At 41.2% G+C, this 15,986-nt stretch carries 15 protein-coding genes and 4 tRNA genes; 10 read left to right on the forward strand and 9 right to left on the reverse strand.

Annotated elements, in window-relative coordinates:
• Positions 1 to 319: 319 nt before the first annotated feature.
• A complete protein-coding gene (gene fabR, locus B1F84_RS14510) occupies positions 320 to 937 on the reverse strand; it encodes an HTH-type transcriptional repressor FabR (protein ID WP_131691818.1) in 618 nt (205 codons plus the stop codon).
• A 130-nt stretch (positions 938 to 1,067) separates the two neighbouring features.
• On the opposite strand from fabR, the gene B1F84_RS14515 reads away from it, so the two are divergent.
• Together B1F84_RS14515 and sthA are read left to right on the forward strand one after the other, a co-directional pair.
• Positions 1,068 to 2,201 carry a fatty acid desaturase gene (locus B1F84_RS14515; protein WP_131691819.1) on the forward strand — a complete coding sequence of 378 codons (1,134 nt, stop codon included), beginning with the start codon at positions 1,068 to 1,070 and terminating at the stop codon, positions 2,199 to 2,201.
• A gap of 13 nt (positions 2,202 to 2,214) precedes the next feature.
• Positions 2,215 to 3,645 carry a Si-specific NAD(P)(+) transhydrogenase gene (gene sthA, locus B1F84_RS14520; protein WP_205988832.1) on the forward strand — a complete coding sequence of 477 codons (1,431 nt, stop codon included), beginning with the start codon at positions 2,215 to 2,217 and terminating at the stop codon, positions 3,643 to 3,645.
• A 73-nt stretch (positions 3,646 to 3,718) separates the two neighbouring features.
• On the opposite strand, the gene hemE is transcribed toward sthA, so the two are convergent.
• Positions 3,719 to 4,783 carry a uroporphyrinogen decarboxylase gene (gene hemE / locus B1F84_RS14525; protein WP_008114207.1) on the reverse strand — a complete coding sequence of 355 codons (1,065 nt, stop codon included), beginning with the start codon at positions 4,781 to 4,783 and terminating at the stop codon, positions 3,719 to 3,721.
• A gap of 503 nt (positions 4,784 to 5,286) precedes the next feature.
• Here hemE and B1F84_RS14530 point away from each other — a divergent pair.
• Positions 5,287 to 5,757: an Rsd/AlgQ family anti-sigma factor gene (locus tag B1F84_RS14530; RefSeq protein ID WP_008465622.1), complete on the forward strand. Its 471-nt coding sequence runs from the start codon at positions 5,287 to 5,289 to the stop codon at positions 5,755 to 5,757.
• A 60-nt stretch (positions 5,758 to 5,817) separates the two neighbouring features.
• Here B1F84_RS14530 and fkpA read toward each other — a convergent pair whose 3' ends face one another.
• Positions 5,818 to 6,570 (reverse strand): FKBP-type peptidyl-prolyl cis-trans isomerase, encoded by a 753-nt coding sequence (gene fkpA / locus B1F84_RS14535; RefSeq protein WP_008465623.1) that lies wholly within the window; start codon positions 6,568 to 6,570, stop codon positions 5,818 to 5,820.
• A gap of 195 nt (positions 6,571 to 6,765) precedes the next feature.
• Between fkpA and B1F84_RS14540 the strand changes: the two genes are divergently transcribed.
• Complete coding sequence (locus B1F84_RS14540; RefSeq protein ID WP_131691820.1) at positions 6,766 to 7,764, forward strand: hypothetical protein; 999 nt, start codon at positions 6,766 to 6,768, stop codon at positions 7,762 to 7,764.
• The gene (locus B1F84_RS14545) at positions 7,751 to 7,966 is read left to right on the forward strand and encodes a SlyX family protein (protein ID WP_008465625.1); all 216 of its coding nucleotides are present in this window, start codon (positions 7,751 to 7,753) and stop codon (positions 7,964 to 7,966) included. The genes B1F84_RS14540 and B1F84_RS14545 overlap by 14 nt, the downstream gene beginning before the upstream one ends.
• Before the next feature lie 17 nt (positions 7,967 to 7,983).
• On the opposite strand, the gene B1F84_RS14550 is transcribed toward B1F84_RS14545, so the two are convergent.
• Positions 7,984 to 8,187, reverse strand: a complete 204-nt coding sequence (locus tag B1F84_RS14550; protein ID WP_008114218.1) for a YheV family putative zinc ribbon protein — start codon at positions 8,185 to 8,187, stop codon at positions 7,984 to 7,986.
• A gap of 132 nt (positions 8,188 to 8,319) precedes the next feature.
• Between B1F84_RS14550 and B1F84_RS14555 the strand changes: the two genes are divergently transcribed.
• The 5 genes from B1F84_RS14555 (at position 8,320) to B1F84_RS14575 (ending at position 13,901) form a co-directional block, all read left to right on the forward strand.
• Positions 8,320 to 10,239: an ATP-binding cassette domain-containing protein gene (locus B1F84_RS14555; protein WP_055012754.1), complete on the forward strand. Its 1,920-nt coding sequence runs from the start codon at positions 8,320 to 8,322 to the stop codon at positions 10,237 to 10,239.
• Complete coding sequence (locus B1F84_RS14560; protein WP_131691821.1) at positions 10,226 to 10,639, forward strand: TIGR02444 family protein; 414 nt, start codon at positions 10,226 to 10,228, stop codon at positions 10,637 to 10,639. Before B1F84_RS14555 ends, B1F84_RS14560 begins: the two co-directional genes overlap by 14 nt.
• A gap of 776 nt (positions 10,640 to 11,415) precedes the next feature.
• Complete coding sequence (locus tag B1F84_RS14565) at positions 11,416 to 12,402, forward strand: hydrolase (RefSeq protein ID WP_008465629.1); 987 nt, start codon at positions 11,416 to 11,418, stop codon at positions 12,400 to 12,402.
• A gap of 2 nt (positions 12,403 to 12,404) precedes the next feature.
• Positions 12,405 to 12,650 (forward strand): YheU family protein, encoded by a 246-nt coding sequence (locus B1F84_RS14570; protein ID WP_008465630.1) that lies wholly within the window; start codon positions 12,405 to 12,407, stop codon positions 12,648 to 12,650.
• Positions 12,651 to 12,710: 60 nt separating this feature from the next.
• The gene (locus B1F84_RS14575) at positions 12,711 to 13,901 is read left to right on the forward strand and encodes a dipeptidase (protein ID WP_131691822.1); all 1,191 of its coding nucleotides are present in this window, start codon (positions 12,711 to 12,713) and stop codon (positions 13,899 to 13,901) included.
• A gap of 352 nt (positions 13,902 to 14,253) precedes the next feature.
• Here B1F84_RS14575 and tuf read toward each other — a convergent pair whose 3' ends face one another.
• The 5 genes from tuf to B1F84_RS14600 form a co-directional block, all read right to left on the reverse strand.
• Complete coding sequence (gene tuf, locus B1F84_RS14580; protein ID WP_131690340.1) at positions 14,254 to 15,438, reverse strand: elongation factor Tu; 1,185 nt, start codon at positions 15,436 to 15,438, stop codon at positions 14,254 to 14,256.
• 136 nt (positions 15,439 to 15,574) lie between these two features.
• Positions 15,575 to 15,650: transfer RNA gene (locus B1F84_RS14585), tRNA-Thr, on the reverse strand.
• A gap of 10 nt (positions 15,651 to 15,660) precedes the next feature.
• Positions 15,661 to 15,735: transfer RNA gene (locus B1F84_RS14590), tRNA-Gly, on the reverse strand.
• 46 nt (positions 15,736 to 15,781) lie between these two features.
• Positions 15,782 to 15,866, reverse strand: a tRNA-Tyr gene (locus tag B1F84_RS14595).
• A 41-nt stretch (positions 15,867 to 15,907) separates the two neighbouring features.
• A tRNA-Thr gene (locus B1F84_RS14600) sits at positions 15,908 to 15,983 on the reverse strand.
• Positions 15,984 to 15,986 lie beyond the last annotated feature (3 nt).

Genomic DNA, 15,986 nt, shown 5'->3' on the forward strand with positions numbered 1-15,986 from the left:
GGTTTTTAATGTTTAACTCAATGCAAACACACTAATCCCCGCTCACTTGCCACAGCAGTAAGAGGTTTAGGTTTAGTGTAATTAAGCGAATAGTTTGCATCTGTTTTCTTGTGTGTGTGTCCAATGAGGCTTATTTTTATCATTGCAACGCAGAAGGCGCAAGCATAAAAATACCAACCAAATAATTAAGGGGGACTTTTTTGGGATTTAAAATTCAAGAAAAACTAGATAATAGAATAAAATAGCCAACTTAATCCTTGGGCAGGTTTAAATTAATAAGCGCTGTAAAATACAGCGCTTATTTTAACTTTTTTAATATTTATTCTTTATTTTCAGTACGTACGTAATTTGACGCGCCGCGCGTAATATAACGTAACTGCCATATAACTCGCTCAATCAGTTCATCGCGTTGCTGACCTTCAATATCAAGCGCTTCAGCACCTGCATTAAATACCAACGTAACCATGGCTTCTGCCTGAATATACGCATGAATAGCATCGCAGGGGGTTTCACTTTCTAAATAATGTGCGAGCTCTAAAATAAAGTGTTTCACTTCACGTGCCACTGCTGCTCTAAATGCTTTTGAGGTACCTGATCGTTCACGCAATAAAAGTCTAAACTGATTGCTTGAGTTATCAATAAACTCCATAAAAGTAACCACAGAGGTGTTGATTACACTGCCACCACTGGCTATTCGTCTGCGAGCTTGGCGCATCAGCTGGCGCAGGGTTAAACCCGCTTCATCAACCATGGTTAAGCCCAACTCGTTCATATCTTTAAAGTGACGATAAAAAGAGGTAGGCGCAATACCAGCTTCGCGTGCTACTTCACGCAAGCTTAAATTAGAAAAGCTATGATCAGCACTAAGTTGATTAAATGCAGCTTCAATTAATGCTTGTCGTGTTTTTTGTTTCTGTTGTGCTCTAACACCCGACATCAACAGCTCCCTGAGTGAATTTGTAATAAATTTTTAATTAAAAAAATAGCTAATAGTACAGTCTAATACTTGACGGCAGCAGATTGAAATATTATTTTAGCGTACAGTTGTACGCTGAGAAATGAGAAACATGAAAAAACCACCAATTATATGGACCAACGTCCTTTTCTTTAGCCTGACGTTTTTGGCTGCTATTACACTTGTACCTTGGTATGGGTTTAACTATGGCTTTACAGGCACACAATGGGTTGCTTTTATCGCTTGCATGTTTTTTGCGGGGTTATCGATCACCGCAGGCTACCATCGCTTATGGGCGCATAAAACCTATAATGCTCACCCTGTAGTTGAATTTATTTTTGCCCTTGGTGGTGCCTTTGCGCTTCAAAACAGTGCATTGCATTGGAGCAGCGATCATCGAATTCACCATGGTCAAGTTGATGACCCAGTTAAAGACCCTTATGCCGCCACAAATGGCTTTTGGTATAGTCACATTGGTTGGATGCTACGTGACTACCAAGGCGACAGCTACGATGACTACAGCAACTGTCGTGATTTACAGCGAAATAAAATTGTTATGTGGCAGCACAAGCATTACTTAAAGCTGGTGATTGCCATGAATGTTGGTTTACCACTAGCACTCGGCTTAATGCTTGGTGATATATGGGGCATGTTACTGTTAGCTGGCTTATTGCGTTTAGTACTGAGCCAACACTTTACCTTTTTTATTAACTCAGTAGCGCATATTTGGGGTTCACGCCCTTACACTGAAAAAAATACCGCGAGAGACAATGGCTTTTTAGCACTGTTTACCTACGGTGAGGGTTATCATAACTTCCATCATATTTTTGCCAGCGATTACCGCAATGGCATTAAATGGTTTCATTACGACCCAACAAAATGGATGATCCGCTCACTCGCTGCCATTGGTTTAGCAAGTAAATTAAAGCGCACACCGGTTGAGCGCATCGAAAAAGCCAAAGCAGAAACCTTAATGAGTAAAACACAAGGTCGCCTTGCAAAATTGCCTTTAGCGCAAGATAAGCTTACATTATTACAACAAGAGTACGATTTGCTACTTAAAAAGCTGCAAAACTATTGCTCATTACAAAAACAAGTGTTGGAAGCTAAAAAAAATAATATGGCAAAGCAGTGTGAAAGGTCGGCATTAATGGCACAATATCACGAGCTTGAAGCCGCCTGGGAAACACAAAAACAGGCATGGCTAGCACTTAATGCGAGGTTATTAAAAGCCTCTTTTAGTTAAAATAGGAGTGGCTGTGGCCAAACAACCAGAAAAGAAAAAAGTACCCGTGAGCTACCAATATGATGCAATCATTATTGGCACGGGTCCTGGCGGTGAAGGGACCGCTATGAACCTCTCTAAAAGTAACAAAAAAGTAGCGGTGATTGAACGTCAAACTGCCGTAGGTGGTGGCTGTGTTCACTGGGGAACCATTCCTTCAAAAGCACTTCGTCATTCGGTTAGCCGCTATATTGAATACAAAGCGAACCCTTTGTTTAACGTAGGCGAACGTCCTACGAGGCTCACTTTCCCTGATATATTACGCCATGCCAGTTCGGTAATTTCAAAGCAATCAAACTTACGCAGCAGCTTTTATGATCGTAACCGCATTCATATGTTTCAAGGTGATGCTAGTTTTGTTGATAAGCACACTATTGAAGTTAGACGCAATGACGGCTCCACTGAACGACTAACCGCAAAAACAATTGTTATTGCTACTGGCTCACGACCGTATCGCCCACCAGGTGTGGATTTCACCCATTCGCGTATTTATGAAAGTGACACCATTTTAGGCCTTGAACACGACCCTCATCGCGTACTTATATACGGCGCGGGTGTAATTGGCTGTGAATATGCGTCTATTTTTAAAGGGCTAGGTGCCAAGGTAGATTTAGTTAATACTCGCGATCGTTTACTGGCATTTATGGATACTGAAATATCAGATGCATTGAGCTACCACTTTTGGAATAGCGGTATTGTTATTCGTCATAACGAAGAATTTGATCGCATTGAAACCCGCGATGACTGCGTTATCATGCATTTAAAATCAGGTAAACGTGTAAAGGCTGACTGTATTTTATTTGCCAATGGCCGAACCGGTAATACTGATACACTGAATTTAGAAGCGATTGGCTTAAAAGCAGATAGCCGCGGACAAGTAAAAGTAAACGAAACCTACCAAACTGAAGTAGATAACGTATATGCGGTAGGTGATGTGATTGGCTACCCAAGCCTTGCTAGTGCTGCCTTTGATCAAGGTCGAATTGCCGCTGATGCCATCGCTTGTGGTAACTGCGATGAAAAGTTGATTATTGATATTCCAGCCGGTATTTATACTATCCCTGAGATGAGTTCTGTCGGTAAAACAGAGCAGCAATTAACTGCTGCAAAAGTACCGTACGAAGTGGGACGTGCGCAATTTAAACACTTAGCACGCGCACAAATTGCAGGCACCGATGTGGGGAGCTTAAAAATATTGTTCCACACTGAAACCAAAGAAGTACTTGGCGTACATTGCTTTGGTGAGCGTGCCTCTGAAATTGTTCACATTGGCCAAGCTATAATGGAACAAAAAAATGGTGGCAACACCATAGACTACTTTGTAAATACAACGTTTAACTACCCAACTATGGCAGAAGCCTATCGGGTTGCGGCATTAAATGGCTTAAACCGCTTGTTTAAGTAATATTTAACGCTAGGTAACAAAAAGCCCGCTTGAATCAAGCGGGCTTTTTTAATAACTCATCGTTATTTAGAAACTATTTATGATATTGCGCACTTAGCTCATGCACGGCGTTAATAAATACACCGGCATTTTCTGGGTCAACATCTGGTGTAATACCATGACCTAAGTTAAATACATGACCATTGCCTGTACCAAAGTCTTCTAAAATAGTACCCACTTCTTGGCGAATACGATCTGGCGTGCCGTGAAGCATTGATGGGTCCATATTGCCTTGTAGCGCCACTTTATCGCCAACACGACGTTTAGCATCACCAATATTAATAGTCCAATCTAGGCCTACTGCATCACAACCTGTTGCTGCAATTGCCTCAATCCATTGGCCACCATTTTTAGTGAATAAAGTAACGGGTACTTTACGGCCGTCATTTTCGCGAATTAAGCCATCAACGATTTTATGCATATACTGCAGTGAAAACTCATTGTAGTCACGTGGGCTCAATACCCCGCCCCATGAGTCAAATATCATTAGTGATTGTGCACCCGCTTTAACTTGCGCGTTTAAATAATCAATCACTGAATCAGCTAGCTTATCAAGCAATAAATGCAGTGTTTGTGGCTCAGCAAAGGCCATTTTTTTGATTTTACCAAAAACTTTACTGCTTCCGCCTTCAACCATATAAGTTGCAAGTGTCCAAGGCGAACCCGAAAAACCAATTAATGGCACTTCACCTTTAAGTTCACGACGAATGGTGCTCACGGCGTTCATTACATAGCCAAGCTCATCGGTAGGATCGAGTTTAGGAATTTTTTTAACATCAGCTAGTGACGAAATTGGACGTTCAAACTTAGGGCCTTCACCCGTTTCAAAGTACAAGCCTAATCCCATTGCATCGGGAATAGTTAAAATATCACTAAATAAAATAGCGGCATCTAACGGGTAACGGCGCAAAGGCTGTAATGTAACTTCACAGGCTAACTCTGCATTTCTACACAGGCTCATAAAATCGCCCGCTTGTGCACGTGTAGCACGGTATTCAGGTAAATAACGCCCTGCTTGACGCATCATCCATACTGGCGTGACATCAACAGGTTGCTTGGCAAGGGCACGTAAATAACGGTCGTTTTTTAATTCGCTCATAGCGTATAGAGTCCTAGGGCTTTTAGAAATTGTGCAAGATTGTACCACCATATTCGCGCCCCCTCTATCGCTAAGCGATTAAATCGCCACAGAGTAGCGCCAGATCAAGTAATTTTTAATTTTCACTTCTTTTTGTACACAAAACAACCAAACAAACGTTAATAAAAAAACTTTTCATTAAACTATTTGCAACATTTAAAAAAGCTTGATATTGTTACTCCCGCGTTAACAAAACAATAACAAAAATCGTTAATATAAAAATAATAAAAATCTCTAATAAAAATAAGAATGCTTGTTTAAACAAGCCTAATAAAGAAATTAAACCACCGTAATAGGTGGTTTTTTCTTGCCTGAAATAAATACTTACAACTTATTCCCTTAAACAAAACTCTCTCTGGTATTACATCTATTTTACTTGTTGATATACACGTCAATTAAATATATCTTGGATAATATAAACATTAATACCAATTAAAAATCCAACCCAGCTTAGGAGAAGAATTATGCTGAAGCGTGTAGAAAAAGCTCAACAAAAGTGGGGGGGTAGCCATACGGTCATCGACAATTGGTTAAACGAACGCCAAGAGCTAATTGTACTTTATTGTAAGATTGCGGGCTTTTCACCTTACGAGAAAAAAGATCAATCTTTGCCTGAACCGTCTCAAATTCAAGCATTTTGTCAAATCTTAATGGATTACCTATCAGCCGGCCACTTTGAAGTGTACGACGATATTGCCAAAGCTTGCGAAAAGAAAGGCCTAGAAAGCCAGCAGCTTGCTAATACTATATACCCACGTATTTCAGATACCACAGACATTGCTCTGGATTTCAACGATAAATACGCAGAGGTAGATGCAGAAGATTTATTAACCGGATTTGATAACGATCTATCAGTCATGGGTGAAGCACTAGAAGCGCGCTTTGCACTTGAAGATGAGTTAATTGATAACTTATATTCTAATCACACTGACTAATTAGTTATTCAACACAATAAAAAAGGGACCTTGAGTCCCTTTTTTATTAATCAATAACGCTTATTCTGCAGCGGCAGCTTCTGCATCATTTTGAATTTCTAATAATTCAACTTCAAAAATAAGTGTTGAATTAGCAGGGATTTTACCTAAGTCACGGTCGCCGTAAGCAAGGTCTGAAGGAATAGTAAACTTATACTTAGAACCTACAGGCATAAGCTGTAAGCCTTCAGTCCAACCAGGAATAACACGGTTTAGTGGGAAAGTTGTTGGCTCGTTACGTGAGTAAGAGCTATCGAACTCAGTACCGTCTAACAATGTGCCTTTGTAATGTACTTTAACCACATCAGTTGCAACTGGTTTTGCGCCTTCGCCTTCGCTCATTACTTCGTACTGTAAACCAGACTCAGTAACCATTACGCCTTCTTTTTTAGCATTATCAGCTAGGTATTTTTCACCCTCAACTTTGCTTTTTTCAGACTCTACCTTTGCTTTTTCTTCTTGTTTAGTACGCACTGACTCATCTAATGCTGTTAATACTTCACGAATTTTTTCTTCGTCAATTTTAGCATTACCGGCAAGTGCATCTTCAAAACCACGCATTAATAATGCTTGATCTAATTCGATACCAATTTCTTTTTTATCCGCTAGGTCTTTATTTAAAAAGTTACCTACAGATGCACCAATACCGTATGCTTGTTGTTGCGCTACAGTATCTAGTTTAACGTCTGCTTGCTCTTTTTTTGCTTCTTGATTACAAGCTGTAAGCGCTAAAACTGACGCTGCAATCAATGACAATTTAATCGTCTTTCTCATTTTAAATCTCCGACACACTTTGCAGTTGTCATTTATTGTAATATTACTAGTTAAAGATTAACGGCCTACATGGTAGGCTGCTTGTTTAATAGCTAAACTAAAAACATATCCAGTGATTAGACAAACAACCTAGGCGTTTTTCGCAACCTAGTCTAACCTCTCAGTCACGAAGAGTTAAGAGGAAATACCTGTAATATGTCGTTATTTCGTACTTTTTTAGTTGCTACCTGCTGTTTATTAACAATTGCATGTAGTGATGAAAAACAACAAGCAGTGGCTAGCTTTGAGCACACGGCACAAGGTGCTTTCTCATCCGCACTCTCGCATGATGGTCAATACAGCTTAGTGTCTTCTATCAATCATGGGGTCGCACTTTGGGATAATCAACAGCAAGCCCTTAAATACCAATGGTTTCAACAACAAGCGCAAGACAGCCTTGTTTACGCTGTAGCCATTGCTTTTGATAATAGCGTGGCTGTTACCGCCGAAAAAACCACCTTCGCCGTTTGGGATATTGCCTCAGGAAAAAATAAAGGTTTTTATAAAATACAAAAAGCCAGCATCCGCGATATTGCCATTAGTAACCAAGGCAACAGTGTTGTGTACGGGCGTAGCGATGGCGTTGTAGTATTTATAAACCTTAATACTGGCAGACGCATTGAATTTTTAGGCCACCAAGATAAAGTAAACACTGTAGACCTATCACCTAATGGGCGCTATGCATTGAGCGGCTCAAACGATTATGTGGCCTACTTATGGGATACCCAAAGTGGACAAGTTATTCATCGCTTTAATCACCCAACCAGAGTGACCCAAGTCGCTTTAGATCCTCAAGGGCGTTATGCTTTTACCGCCGACAGTATGGCACAAGCAAATGTATGGAGGCTGACTACAGGTGACCTTGTCAGTAAACTAAAGTATATTGCGCGTCAGAAAATTTTTACTGCGGTGCGCTTTAACGACCAAGGCACTTTATTAGCAACAGGTTCACCAAACAAACGAGTGGATTTATGGCAGCTAAATAGTGGTGAAAAAATTCAAACATGGCAAGTGACCCCGCGAGAAGGCAGCAAGCCAAAATCAGCAGTGGTACTTGATGTGACATTTACAGATAACGGTAAATCATTGTTAACTGAAAGCTCAAGCGGAATCGCTGAGCGCTTTATTATACGAGAACCAAATGAACACAATTGAACATCGGTTAATGGAACTTGAGGCTAAAGTGGCTTTTCAAGACGAAACGATTGAAATTTTAAATGATGAAATAAAAGTTCACCAGCAACAGTTGGCAAAAATAAAGCGCCAAACCGAGTTGCTGGCTGAAAAACTCAAAGAATCGCAGTCATCACAGCCTATGATGTCGAATATGCCAGAGCCACCGCCGCCGCATTATTAAGCAGCACTAGCAAGGCGCTAGTCGCCTGGATTAAACACGCCAATGATCTGTTCAAATTGGCGTGTTGATGCCTGCACAGCCTGCTCTGGTTGAGCCATTTTATGACCACACTGCATACATTCAACTTTTTCTACGTCGTGCTCTTTGTAAAGCATTAACATATCCATAGTTTTACACTCAGGACACGTTGCTCCAGCAATAAATCGTTTTTTATGTTTCACTTCGCTTTTCCTACCGTTTTGACTAACGTTATTTTATCGCAATATTTGCCTACTTGATACGATTGATATGGCTAATAAGATCCGTGTTATAATGGCGGCAATTCAATCAAGGCACAGTAAAGTAACGTATTTATGATCCAAATCTCAGAAATAGAACTGCTTCGCGGTGGCAAAGCTTTATTAAAAAATGCATCGGCTACATTATTCCCAGAGCACAAAGTGGGTCTTGTTGGTGCCAATGGCTGTGGTAAGTCAACACTATTTAGTTTATTAAAGTCTGAGCTTTCGTTAGATGGTGGTAATTGCAGTATTCCTAAAGATTGGTCACTGGCCTCGGTAAAGCAAGAAACCCCCGCCCTTGAAATAAGCGCCATAGATTACGTACTGCAAGGCCACCCTGAATACTACGCACTGCGTATAGCGCTTCGTGAAGCCGAGCAAAATAACGATGGCGACACTCAAGCTAAAGTGCATATTCAGCTTGAAAATATTAAAGGCTATAGCATTGAAGCCAAAGCAGGTGAGCTGTTACATGGTTTAGGCTTTGCCAATAATCAAATAGAAAACCCGGTAAGTGCATTTTCGGGTGGTTGGCGCATGCGCTTAAACTTAGCCCAAGCGCTTATTCGCGATGCCGACTTACTGTTACTGGATGAGCCAACAAACCACCTTGATTTAGATGCCGTGTATTGGCTCGAGCGTTTTTTACGTGCCTACACCGGCACGCTAGTACTTATTTCTCACGACCGTGAGTTTTTAGATGCTGTGGTTGATCAAATTTGGCATATAGATAAACAACTTATTAATGTGTACAAAGGTAACTACTCGCAGTTTGAACGCCAAAAAGCTGAGCGCCTATTGCAGCAGCAAGCCATGTTTGAAAAACAACAAGAGCAAATTGCCCACCTAGAGCAGTTCATTACCCGCTTTAAAGCCAAAGCCAGTAAAGCCAAACAGGCACAAAGCCGTGTTAAAGCGCTAGAGCGCATGGAAAAACTTGCCCCAGCACATGTTGACTCACCATTTGATTTTGAATTTGCCGAGCCAACCGCTCTGCCTAACCCGTTAATGACGCTCGACAAAGCCAAAGCCGGTTATGGCGATGTCACAATTTTAAACAGTATTAAGCTGAACTTAGTACCAGGCAGCCGTATTGCACTACTGGGTAGAAATGGCGCAGGTAAATCAACACTGATTAAATTACTATCAGGTGACTTACAACCTCAAGCAGGTGAAGTGTTTCAGCATCAAGGCTTAAACATTGGCTACTTTGCGCAGCATCAACTTGAGTCTCTAGATTTAAAAGCCAGTGCCGTCACTCACCTGCAACGCTTAAACCCTAAAGCCAGCGAACAATCATTGCGTGACTTTTTAGGCGGTTTTGCCTTTGTAGGCGATAAAGCACTCGACCCTGTAGCTCCCTTTTCTGGCGGTGAAAAAGCCCGTTTAGTACTGGCTATGTTGGTTTATCAAAAACCAAATTTACTACTACTCGATGAGCCAACCAACCACCTTGATTTAGAAATGCGCCACGCTTTAGTTATGGCATTACAAGGCTTTGAAGGCGCTATGGTTACGGTATCGCATGATCGCCATATGCTTAAAAATACCGCCGATGAATTTTATTTAGTTGATAATGGCGAGGTCACTCAATTTGGCTACGACCTAGACGCGTATTATCAGTGGCTACTTAATGCAAATAAAGAAGCCGCTAAAAACGACACCGACGAAGAGCCAAAAGCCCACTCTCAAGTTAACCGTAAAGAGCAAAAGCGCTTAGAGGCCGAGTTTAGAAAAGCGATTCAACCGCTTAAAAAGCAAATTGAAAAACTTGAAAAGCAATTAGATAAATTTGCTGCAGAACTAGCTGACGTTGAAGAGGCACTAGGCGATAACACCCTCTATAACGACGAAAATAAAGGCAAGCTTAAAGAGTTAATTACTAAACAAGCCACACTTACGCCTAAGCTTAACGATGTTGAAGAAGAGCTACTTATGGCCCTTGAAGAAATGGAACAAAAAGAGCAGGCATTCGCCGATGAACTTGCTTAATAGCGACAACTTTTGGCAATTTGCATGTCAGCTTTATAGCGAAGATGGCATGCAAGCGCGCCTATTAAATTACCAAACCCAGCAAGGTAAAAACGTAAATCTGTGTTTGTTGTTGTATTACCTAGATTCTCTCAATCTAACAATTAGCCAAACACAACTAAATAAGCTTGAGCAATCAATTAGTGAGTTTGATAAGCTGGTATTGAAGCCCCTACGAGCCACACGCGCCTATTTAAAAGCCAATCAAACCGAGATTGCCGATTACGCTGTAATTCGTAAAGAGCTACTCAGTGCTGAGCTCAAGCTTGAAAAACAGCAGCAACAGATGTTGATCAATGCAGTTAATAGGCTTGAGTTATTAGCATGCACAGCGCCAGATAATAGTGCGCTGTATTTGTAAGCTATTCGTTCCTAGCTATTCGTTTTGGCTGTCAGCGATCAGCAGCCTGGTTACCCTCATTTGCTACTCATTGTTTTCTCTTTGTGTATCAAGGATCTTAAGTAACTTATTCACAAAGAGTGTAAGAGACACTGCGCTTTTAGAGGGAACTGTAAAAAGCTAAAAAATTAACTGCCTTGCTGTTTGGGTCTGCCCTCATTTACTTCTCATTCTGTTCTCTTTGTGCAAAAAGATCTTTAAATGACTGACTCACAAAGAGGTTTAGAGACGCTACGCTTTAGAGGAAAACAATTACAGCAAAAATTATCGTCATAAATGACAATCCACAGTAATTCATTACCTTGTAACTGCTTTTTATCATTAGCTCTCGTTGGGTTTCGCTATGCTCTATCCAACCAACTTGATCCAAATCAACTTCTTTACGGCTCTTTTTATAATCAGGAAAATAGCTTGATCTGGATCATATCAAGCACTACTGAGCCAGCCTATGATTACCCCATAGACATCAGGAGGCAATTATGGACGTATTCTTTAGAGATTTTTTTAGCGACCCAGTACTATTTTTATCATTTGGATTTTTAGGCGTCGTTATTAGTTTATGCCTCTTCTTTGTGTATTTTTTCATGAAAAAAGTACACGATGCAGACATTAAAGAACAGCATTAAGCACGACGCACAAAGCGCCTTATTAGTTTACTGATTAGGCGCTTTTTATTTTTAAATATAAAAAATTTGCTACACTAGCGCTTCGTTTATTGCAAAGTGCGTAGTACAGACATGATCCCTAAGTTCAAACCCGCATGGTGGATGACCAACCGACACGTTCAAACCATAATGCCGCGTTTTTTTCGCCCTTTTCACCATACTCGCTACGAACTTGCGCAACTTGATACGCCAGACGGTGACTTCATCGAGCTTGCTTGGTCACTCCCGCATAACGAAACAGCCCCGCTTGCAGTGGTACTTCATGGGCTTGAAGGCAACATAAACAGTTTCTATGCCAAAGGCATGATGAAGGCATTAAAAAAGCAAGGCTTTGCTGTCGTATTGATGCACTTTAGAAACTGTTCAACCGAAGTAAATCGCTTACCAAGAGCCTACCATAGTGGCGACACCGCCGATTTAGCTTTTTTTATTAATCATTTAAAACAACAATTTCCAAATCGTCCGATTGTGGCGGTGGGTTTTTCATTAGGTGGCAATGTACTGGCTAAGTACTTAGGTGAAGAACAGATTCACTGCCCGCTTAGTGCAGCCGCCGTGATATCTGCGCCCTATGATTTGTCATCATCTAGTGATGTTATTCGTAAAAGCTTGGGGAAAATTTATCAAAAATACTTGCTCGATCGAATGAAAAAATCGATGCAACGTAAGTTACCGCAAATTAAACAGCAGATACCGATCACCACTGATCAATTAATGGAAATTGATGATTTATTAGAGTTCGATAACCAGCTTACAGCACCGTTACATGGTTTTGAAAATGCACACGATTACTACGAAAAAGCCAGTGCAATGCCGTATTTAAAAGATATTGCGACACCTACACTAATTATTCATGCTAAAGACGACCCTATGCTGTCGATTAAAGCAGTTCCAAGTAGTCAGGATGTAAGCGAGCATGTTACGCTGCGTATCTCTGAAAAAGGCGGCCACGTTGGCTTTATTAGCGGTAACAACCCGTTTAAACCGGTGTATTGGTTAGAGCAAGTGGTGCCTAATTATTTTAAGCAATGTGTATTTAATAACACCGATAAAGAGTGACTATGATTATTCCTTTTGAACAACTTGATAAAGACACACTGTACAACCTAATTGAAAGCTATGTACTGCGTGAAGGCACAGATTATGGCGAACAAGAATTCAGTATACAAAGTAAAGTGGCGCAAGTAAATCAGCAATTAAAAAGCGGCGAAGCTATGGTGTTTTTCTCTGAACTGCACGAATCGGTCACCATAATCTCTAAAAGTGAATTCAAAGCACTGCAAAGTGAAGCGCAATTCGACGAGTAAACTTGTCAGACACGGCGTAAAAATAGACAATGGCTTTTTTAACTCAAAGAGCCATTATAAATGATAAAACTAAGCTCACTAGTTGCTGCAATGTCGATTGCATTAACCGGCGCAGTCAGCGCTGAAATAACCCCTTCAGATAAAGCAATTAAGCTTGCTCACGATACCATTTTAATCGACACCCACATTGATGTACCTTACCGTATTCATGATAAATGGGCGGATGTAACTAAAGCCACTGAAGGTGGCGATTTTGACTACCCTCGTGCAGTAAAAGGCGGCTTAAATGCGCCATTTATGTCGATTTATATTCCTGCCCATTTAGAGTTTGAAGGCAAAGGGAAAAGCTTTCAATTAGCGAATCAATTGATTGATGGTATGGAAGCGATTGCGTTTCGTGCCCCAGATAAGTTTGCCATTGCCAGCTCAACAAGCGATATAGAAGCACAATTTAAGCAAGGTAAAATGTCGATTGCCATGGGGATGGAAAATGGATCGCCTATCGAGGGCGAAATGAAAAACCTACAACACTTCTTTGATCGTGGCGTACGTTACATCACCCTAGCTCACTCGCAAAGCAATCATATTTCTGACTCATCATACGATATTCGTCGCAAGTGGAAAGGCTTAAGCCCATTCGGCAAAGAGCTGGTTGCTGAAATGAATAATATAGGAATGCTGATTGATGTATCGCATATTTCGGACGATGCATTTTATCAAGTAATGGAATTGTCTAATACACCTGTTATTGCGTCACACTCATCACTACGTAAATACACACCGGGTTTTGAGCGTAATATGAATGACGACATGCTGTTAGCCCTTAAGAAGAACGGTGGTGTGATTCAAATTAACTTTGGTTCAAGTTTTGTTACTTCAAAAGCCGGAAGTTGGTACGATCAATTCAAAAGTAAAAAGCAAACAATTACTGAAGAAGGTAAAAAAGTAGCTAAAGATTTTGATGCGATGTACCGCGCTAAAAACCCATTCCCATTTGCCAGCCTTGAGCAAGTACTTGATCATATTGATCACGTTGTGAAGCTAATTGGTATCGATCATGTTGGTATTGGCTCTGATTACGACGGTGTAGGTGACTCACTGCCTATCGGTTTAAAGGATGTATCTAGCTACCCTAACCTAGTTCAAGGTTTGATGGACAGAGGTTACAGCGATACAGACATTAAAAAGATTTTAAGCGGCAATACACTAAGAGTATGGAAGCAAGCTGAGGCGTATGCGAAAAAACACTAGCTTGTAAGCTGTCAGTTGTCAGTTGTCAGTTGTCAGTTGTCAGTTGTCAAAAAGTTTAATTAATAGCACGGCTTAAAGTCGTGCTTTTTTATGTGTTAAGTATAATTTAACACCAAGCTACTGATAGCTGATAGCTGAAAACTAAACACTTTTATTCAGGCATTAAAAAACCCGAGACTAAGCTCGGGTTTTTTTAGTATTAATTAGCTTAGGCTAACTATTACTCGTTGAACGTTGCTACAAAGCACCTACGCCTAAGGTAACAGCGCCACCTTCACATGACGTAAATCGCAGACATTAAAAAAGGCCACCGAAGTGACCTTTTTCTAACAATTAACTTAAAAGTTAATTATTACTCAACGATAGTTGCTACAACACCAGCACCTACAGTACGGCCACCTTCACGGATAGCGAAACGAAGACCTTCGTCCATCGCGATTGGCGCGATTAGAGTTACTGTCATCTTAACGTTATCACCAGGCATTACCATTTCTACGCCTTCTGGTAACTGTACGTCACCAGTTACGTCAGTTGTACGGAAGTAGAACTGTGGACGGTAACCTTTGAAGAATGGAGTATGACGACCACCTTCATCTTTCGAAAGTACGTATACTTCTGAAGTGAATGTAGTGTGTGGCTTGATTGAACCAGGCTTAGCTAGTACTTGACCACGTTCAACGTCTTCACGCTTAGTACCACGTAGAAGTGCACCAATGTTCTCACCAGCACGACCTTCGTCAAGAAGCTTACGGAACATCTCAACACCAGTACAAGTAGACTTAGTAGTGTCCTTGATACCAACGATTTCAACTTCGTCATTCACGTTGATGATACCAGCTTCAACACGGCCAGTTACAACAGTACCACGACCTTGGATTGAGAAAACGTCTTCGATAGGCATGATGAATGGCTTATCGATGTCACGCTCTGGCTCTGGAATGTAAGAATCAAGAGCTTCTGCAAGCTCAATGATTTTAGCTTCCCATTGCTCTTCGCCTTCAAGTGCTTTAAGTGCAGAACCTTGAATTAGTGGTAAGTCATCACCTGGGAAGTCGTACTCAGAAAGAAGTTCACGAACTTCCATTTCTACTAGCTCAAGTAGCTCTTCATCATCAACCATGTCACATTTGTTCATGAACACAACGATGTAAGGAACGCCAACTTGGCGAGAAAGTAGGATGTGCTCACGAGTTTGTGGCATAGGACCGTCAGTCGCAGCTACTACTAAGATAGCGCCATCCATTTGAGCAGCACCAGTGATCATGTTTTTAACATAATCGGCGTGTCCAGGACAATCTACGTGTGCGTAGTGACGAGTTGGTGTATCGTACTCAACGTGTGAAGTTGAGATTGTGATACCACGCTCGCGCTCTTCTGGAGCGTTATCGATTGATGCGAAATCTTTAGCAACACCGCCGTATACTTTTGCAAGTACGTTAGTGATTGCTGCTGTTAATGTCGTTTTACCGTGGTCAACGTGGCCGATTGTACCTACGTTTACGTGCGGTTTTACGCGTTCAAACTTTGCTTTTGCCATGACGGAACCTATCAGTTTTGTGTATCTAGATTACATATGAAAATAATCCACCATAGGTAGATTAAGTTAATTTTTTCAAATTTCAAATAGTTTTTTTCTGACAGATAAAGGAAGTGTTTAAGGAGATTCGATTGACTGGTGCTGATAGGCAGATTTGAACTGCCGACCTCACCCTTACCAAGGGTGCGCTCTACCAACTGAGCTATATCAGCATCATCAAATTGGAGCGGGCAGCGGGAATCGAACCCGCATCATCAGCTTGGAAGGCTGAGGTAATAGCCATTATACGATGCCCGCTTTAAGGAACCTGTTCTTAAACTACCTCTAACCGTCTAGAATAAAGTGGTGGAGGGAGCTGGATTCGAACCAGCGAAGGCTGAGCCGTCAGATTTACAGTCTGATCCCTTTGGCCGCTCGGGAACCCCTCCACGATAATTCTTTATACTAAGCACTTCCGGTAAAAGGAAAGTGGTGCCGACTAACCGAGTCGAACGGTTGACCTACTGATTACAAGTCAGTTGCTCTACCAGCTGAGCTAAGTCGGCACT

Source organism: Pseudoalteromonas sp. DL-6 (assembly GCF_004328665.1).
Taxonomy (GTDB): Bacteria; Pseudomonadota; Gammaproteobacteria; order Enterobacterales; family Alteromonadaceae; genus Pseudoalteromonas.

Bases quoted from the DNA above. Each gene is read 5' to 3' on its own strand.
- fabR (WP_131691818.1), bottom strand. From the start codon at position 937: ATGTCGGGTGTTAGAGCACAACAGAAACAAAAAACACGACAAGCATTA.
- B1F84_RS14515 (WP_131691819.1), top strand. From the start codon at position 1,068: ATGAAAAAACCACCAATTATATGGACCAACGTCCTTTTCTTTAGCCTG.
- hemE (WP_008114207.1), bottom strand. From the start codon at position 4,783: ATGAGCGAATTAAAAAACGACCGTTATTTACGTGCCCTTGCCAAGCAA.
- B1F84_RS14530 (WP_008465622.1), top strand. From the start codon at position 5,287: ATGCTGAAGCGTGTAGAAAAAGCTCAACAAAAGTGGGGGGGTAGCCAT.
- fkpA (WP_008465623.1), bottom strand. From the start codon at position 6,570: ATGAGAAAGACGATTAAATTGTCATTGATTGCAGCGTCAGTTTTAGCG.
- B1F84_RS14540 (WP_131691820.1), top strand. From the start codon at position 6,766: ATGTCGTTATTTCGTACTTTTTTAGTTGCTACCTGCTGTTTATTAACA.
- B1F84_RS14545 (WP_008465625.1), top strand. From the start codon at position 7,751: ATGAACACAATTGAACATCGGTTAATGGAACTTGAGGCTAAAGTGGCT.
- B1F84_RS14555 (WP_055012754.1), top strand. From the start codon at position 8,320: ATGATCCAAATCTCAGAAATAGAACTGCTTCGCGGTGGCAAAGCTTTA.
- B1F84_RS14560 (WP_131691821.1), top strand. From the start codon at position 10,226: ATGAACTTGCTTAATAGCGACAACTTTTGGCAATTTGCATGTCAGCTT.
- B1F84_RS14565 (WP_008465629.1), top strand. From the start codon at position 11,416: ATGATCCCTAAGTTCAAACCCGCATGGTGGATGACCAACCGACACGTT.
- B1F84_RS14570 (WP_008465630.1), top strand. From the start codon at position 12,405: ATGATTATTCCTTTTGAACAACTTGATAAAGACACACTGTACAACCTA.
- B1F84_RS14575 (WP_131691822.1), top strand. From the start codon at position 12,711: ATGATAAAACTAAGCTCACTAGTTGCTGCAATGTCGATTGCATTAACC.
- tuf (WP_131690340.1), bottom strand. From the start codon at position 15,438: ATGGCAAAAGCAAAGTTTGAACGCGTAAAACCGCACGTAAACGTAGGT.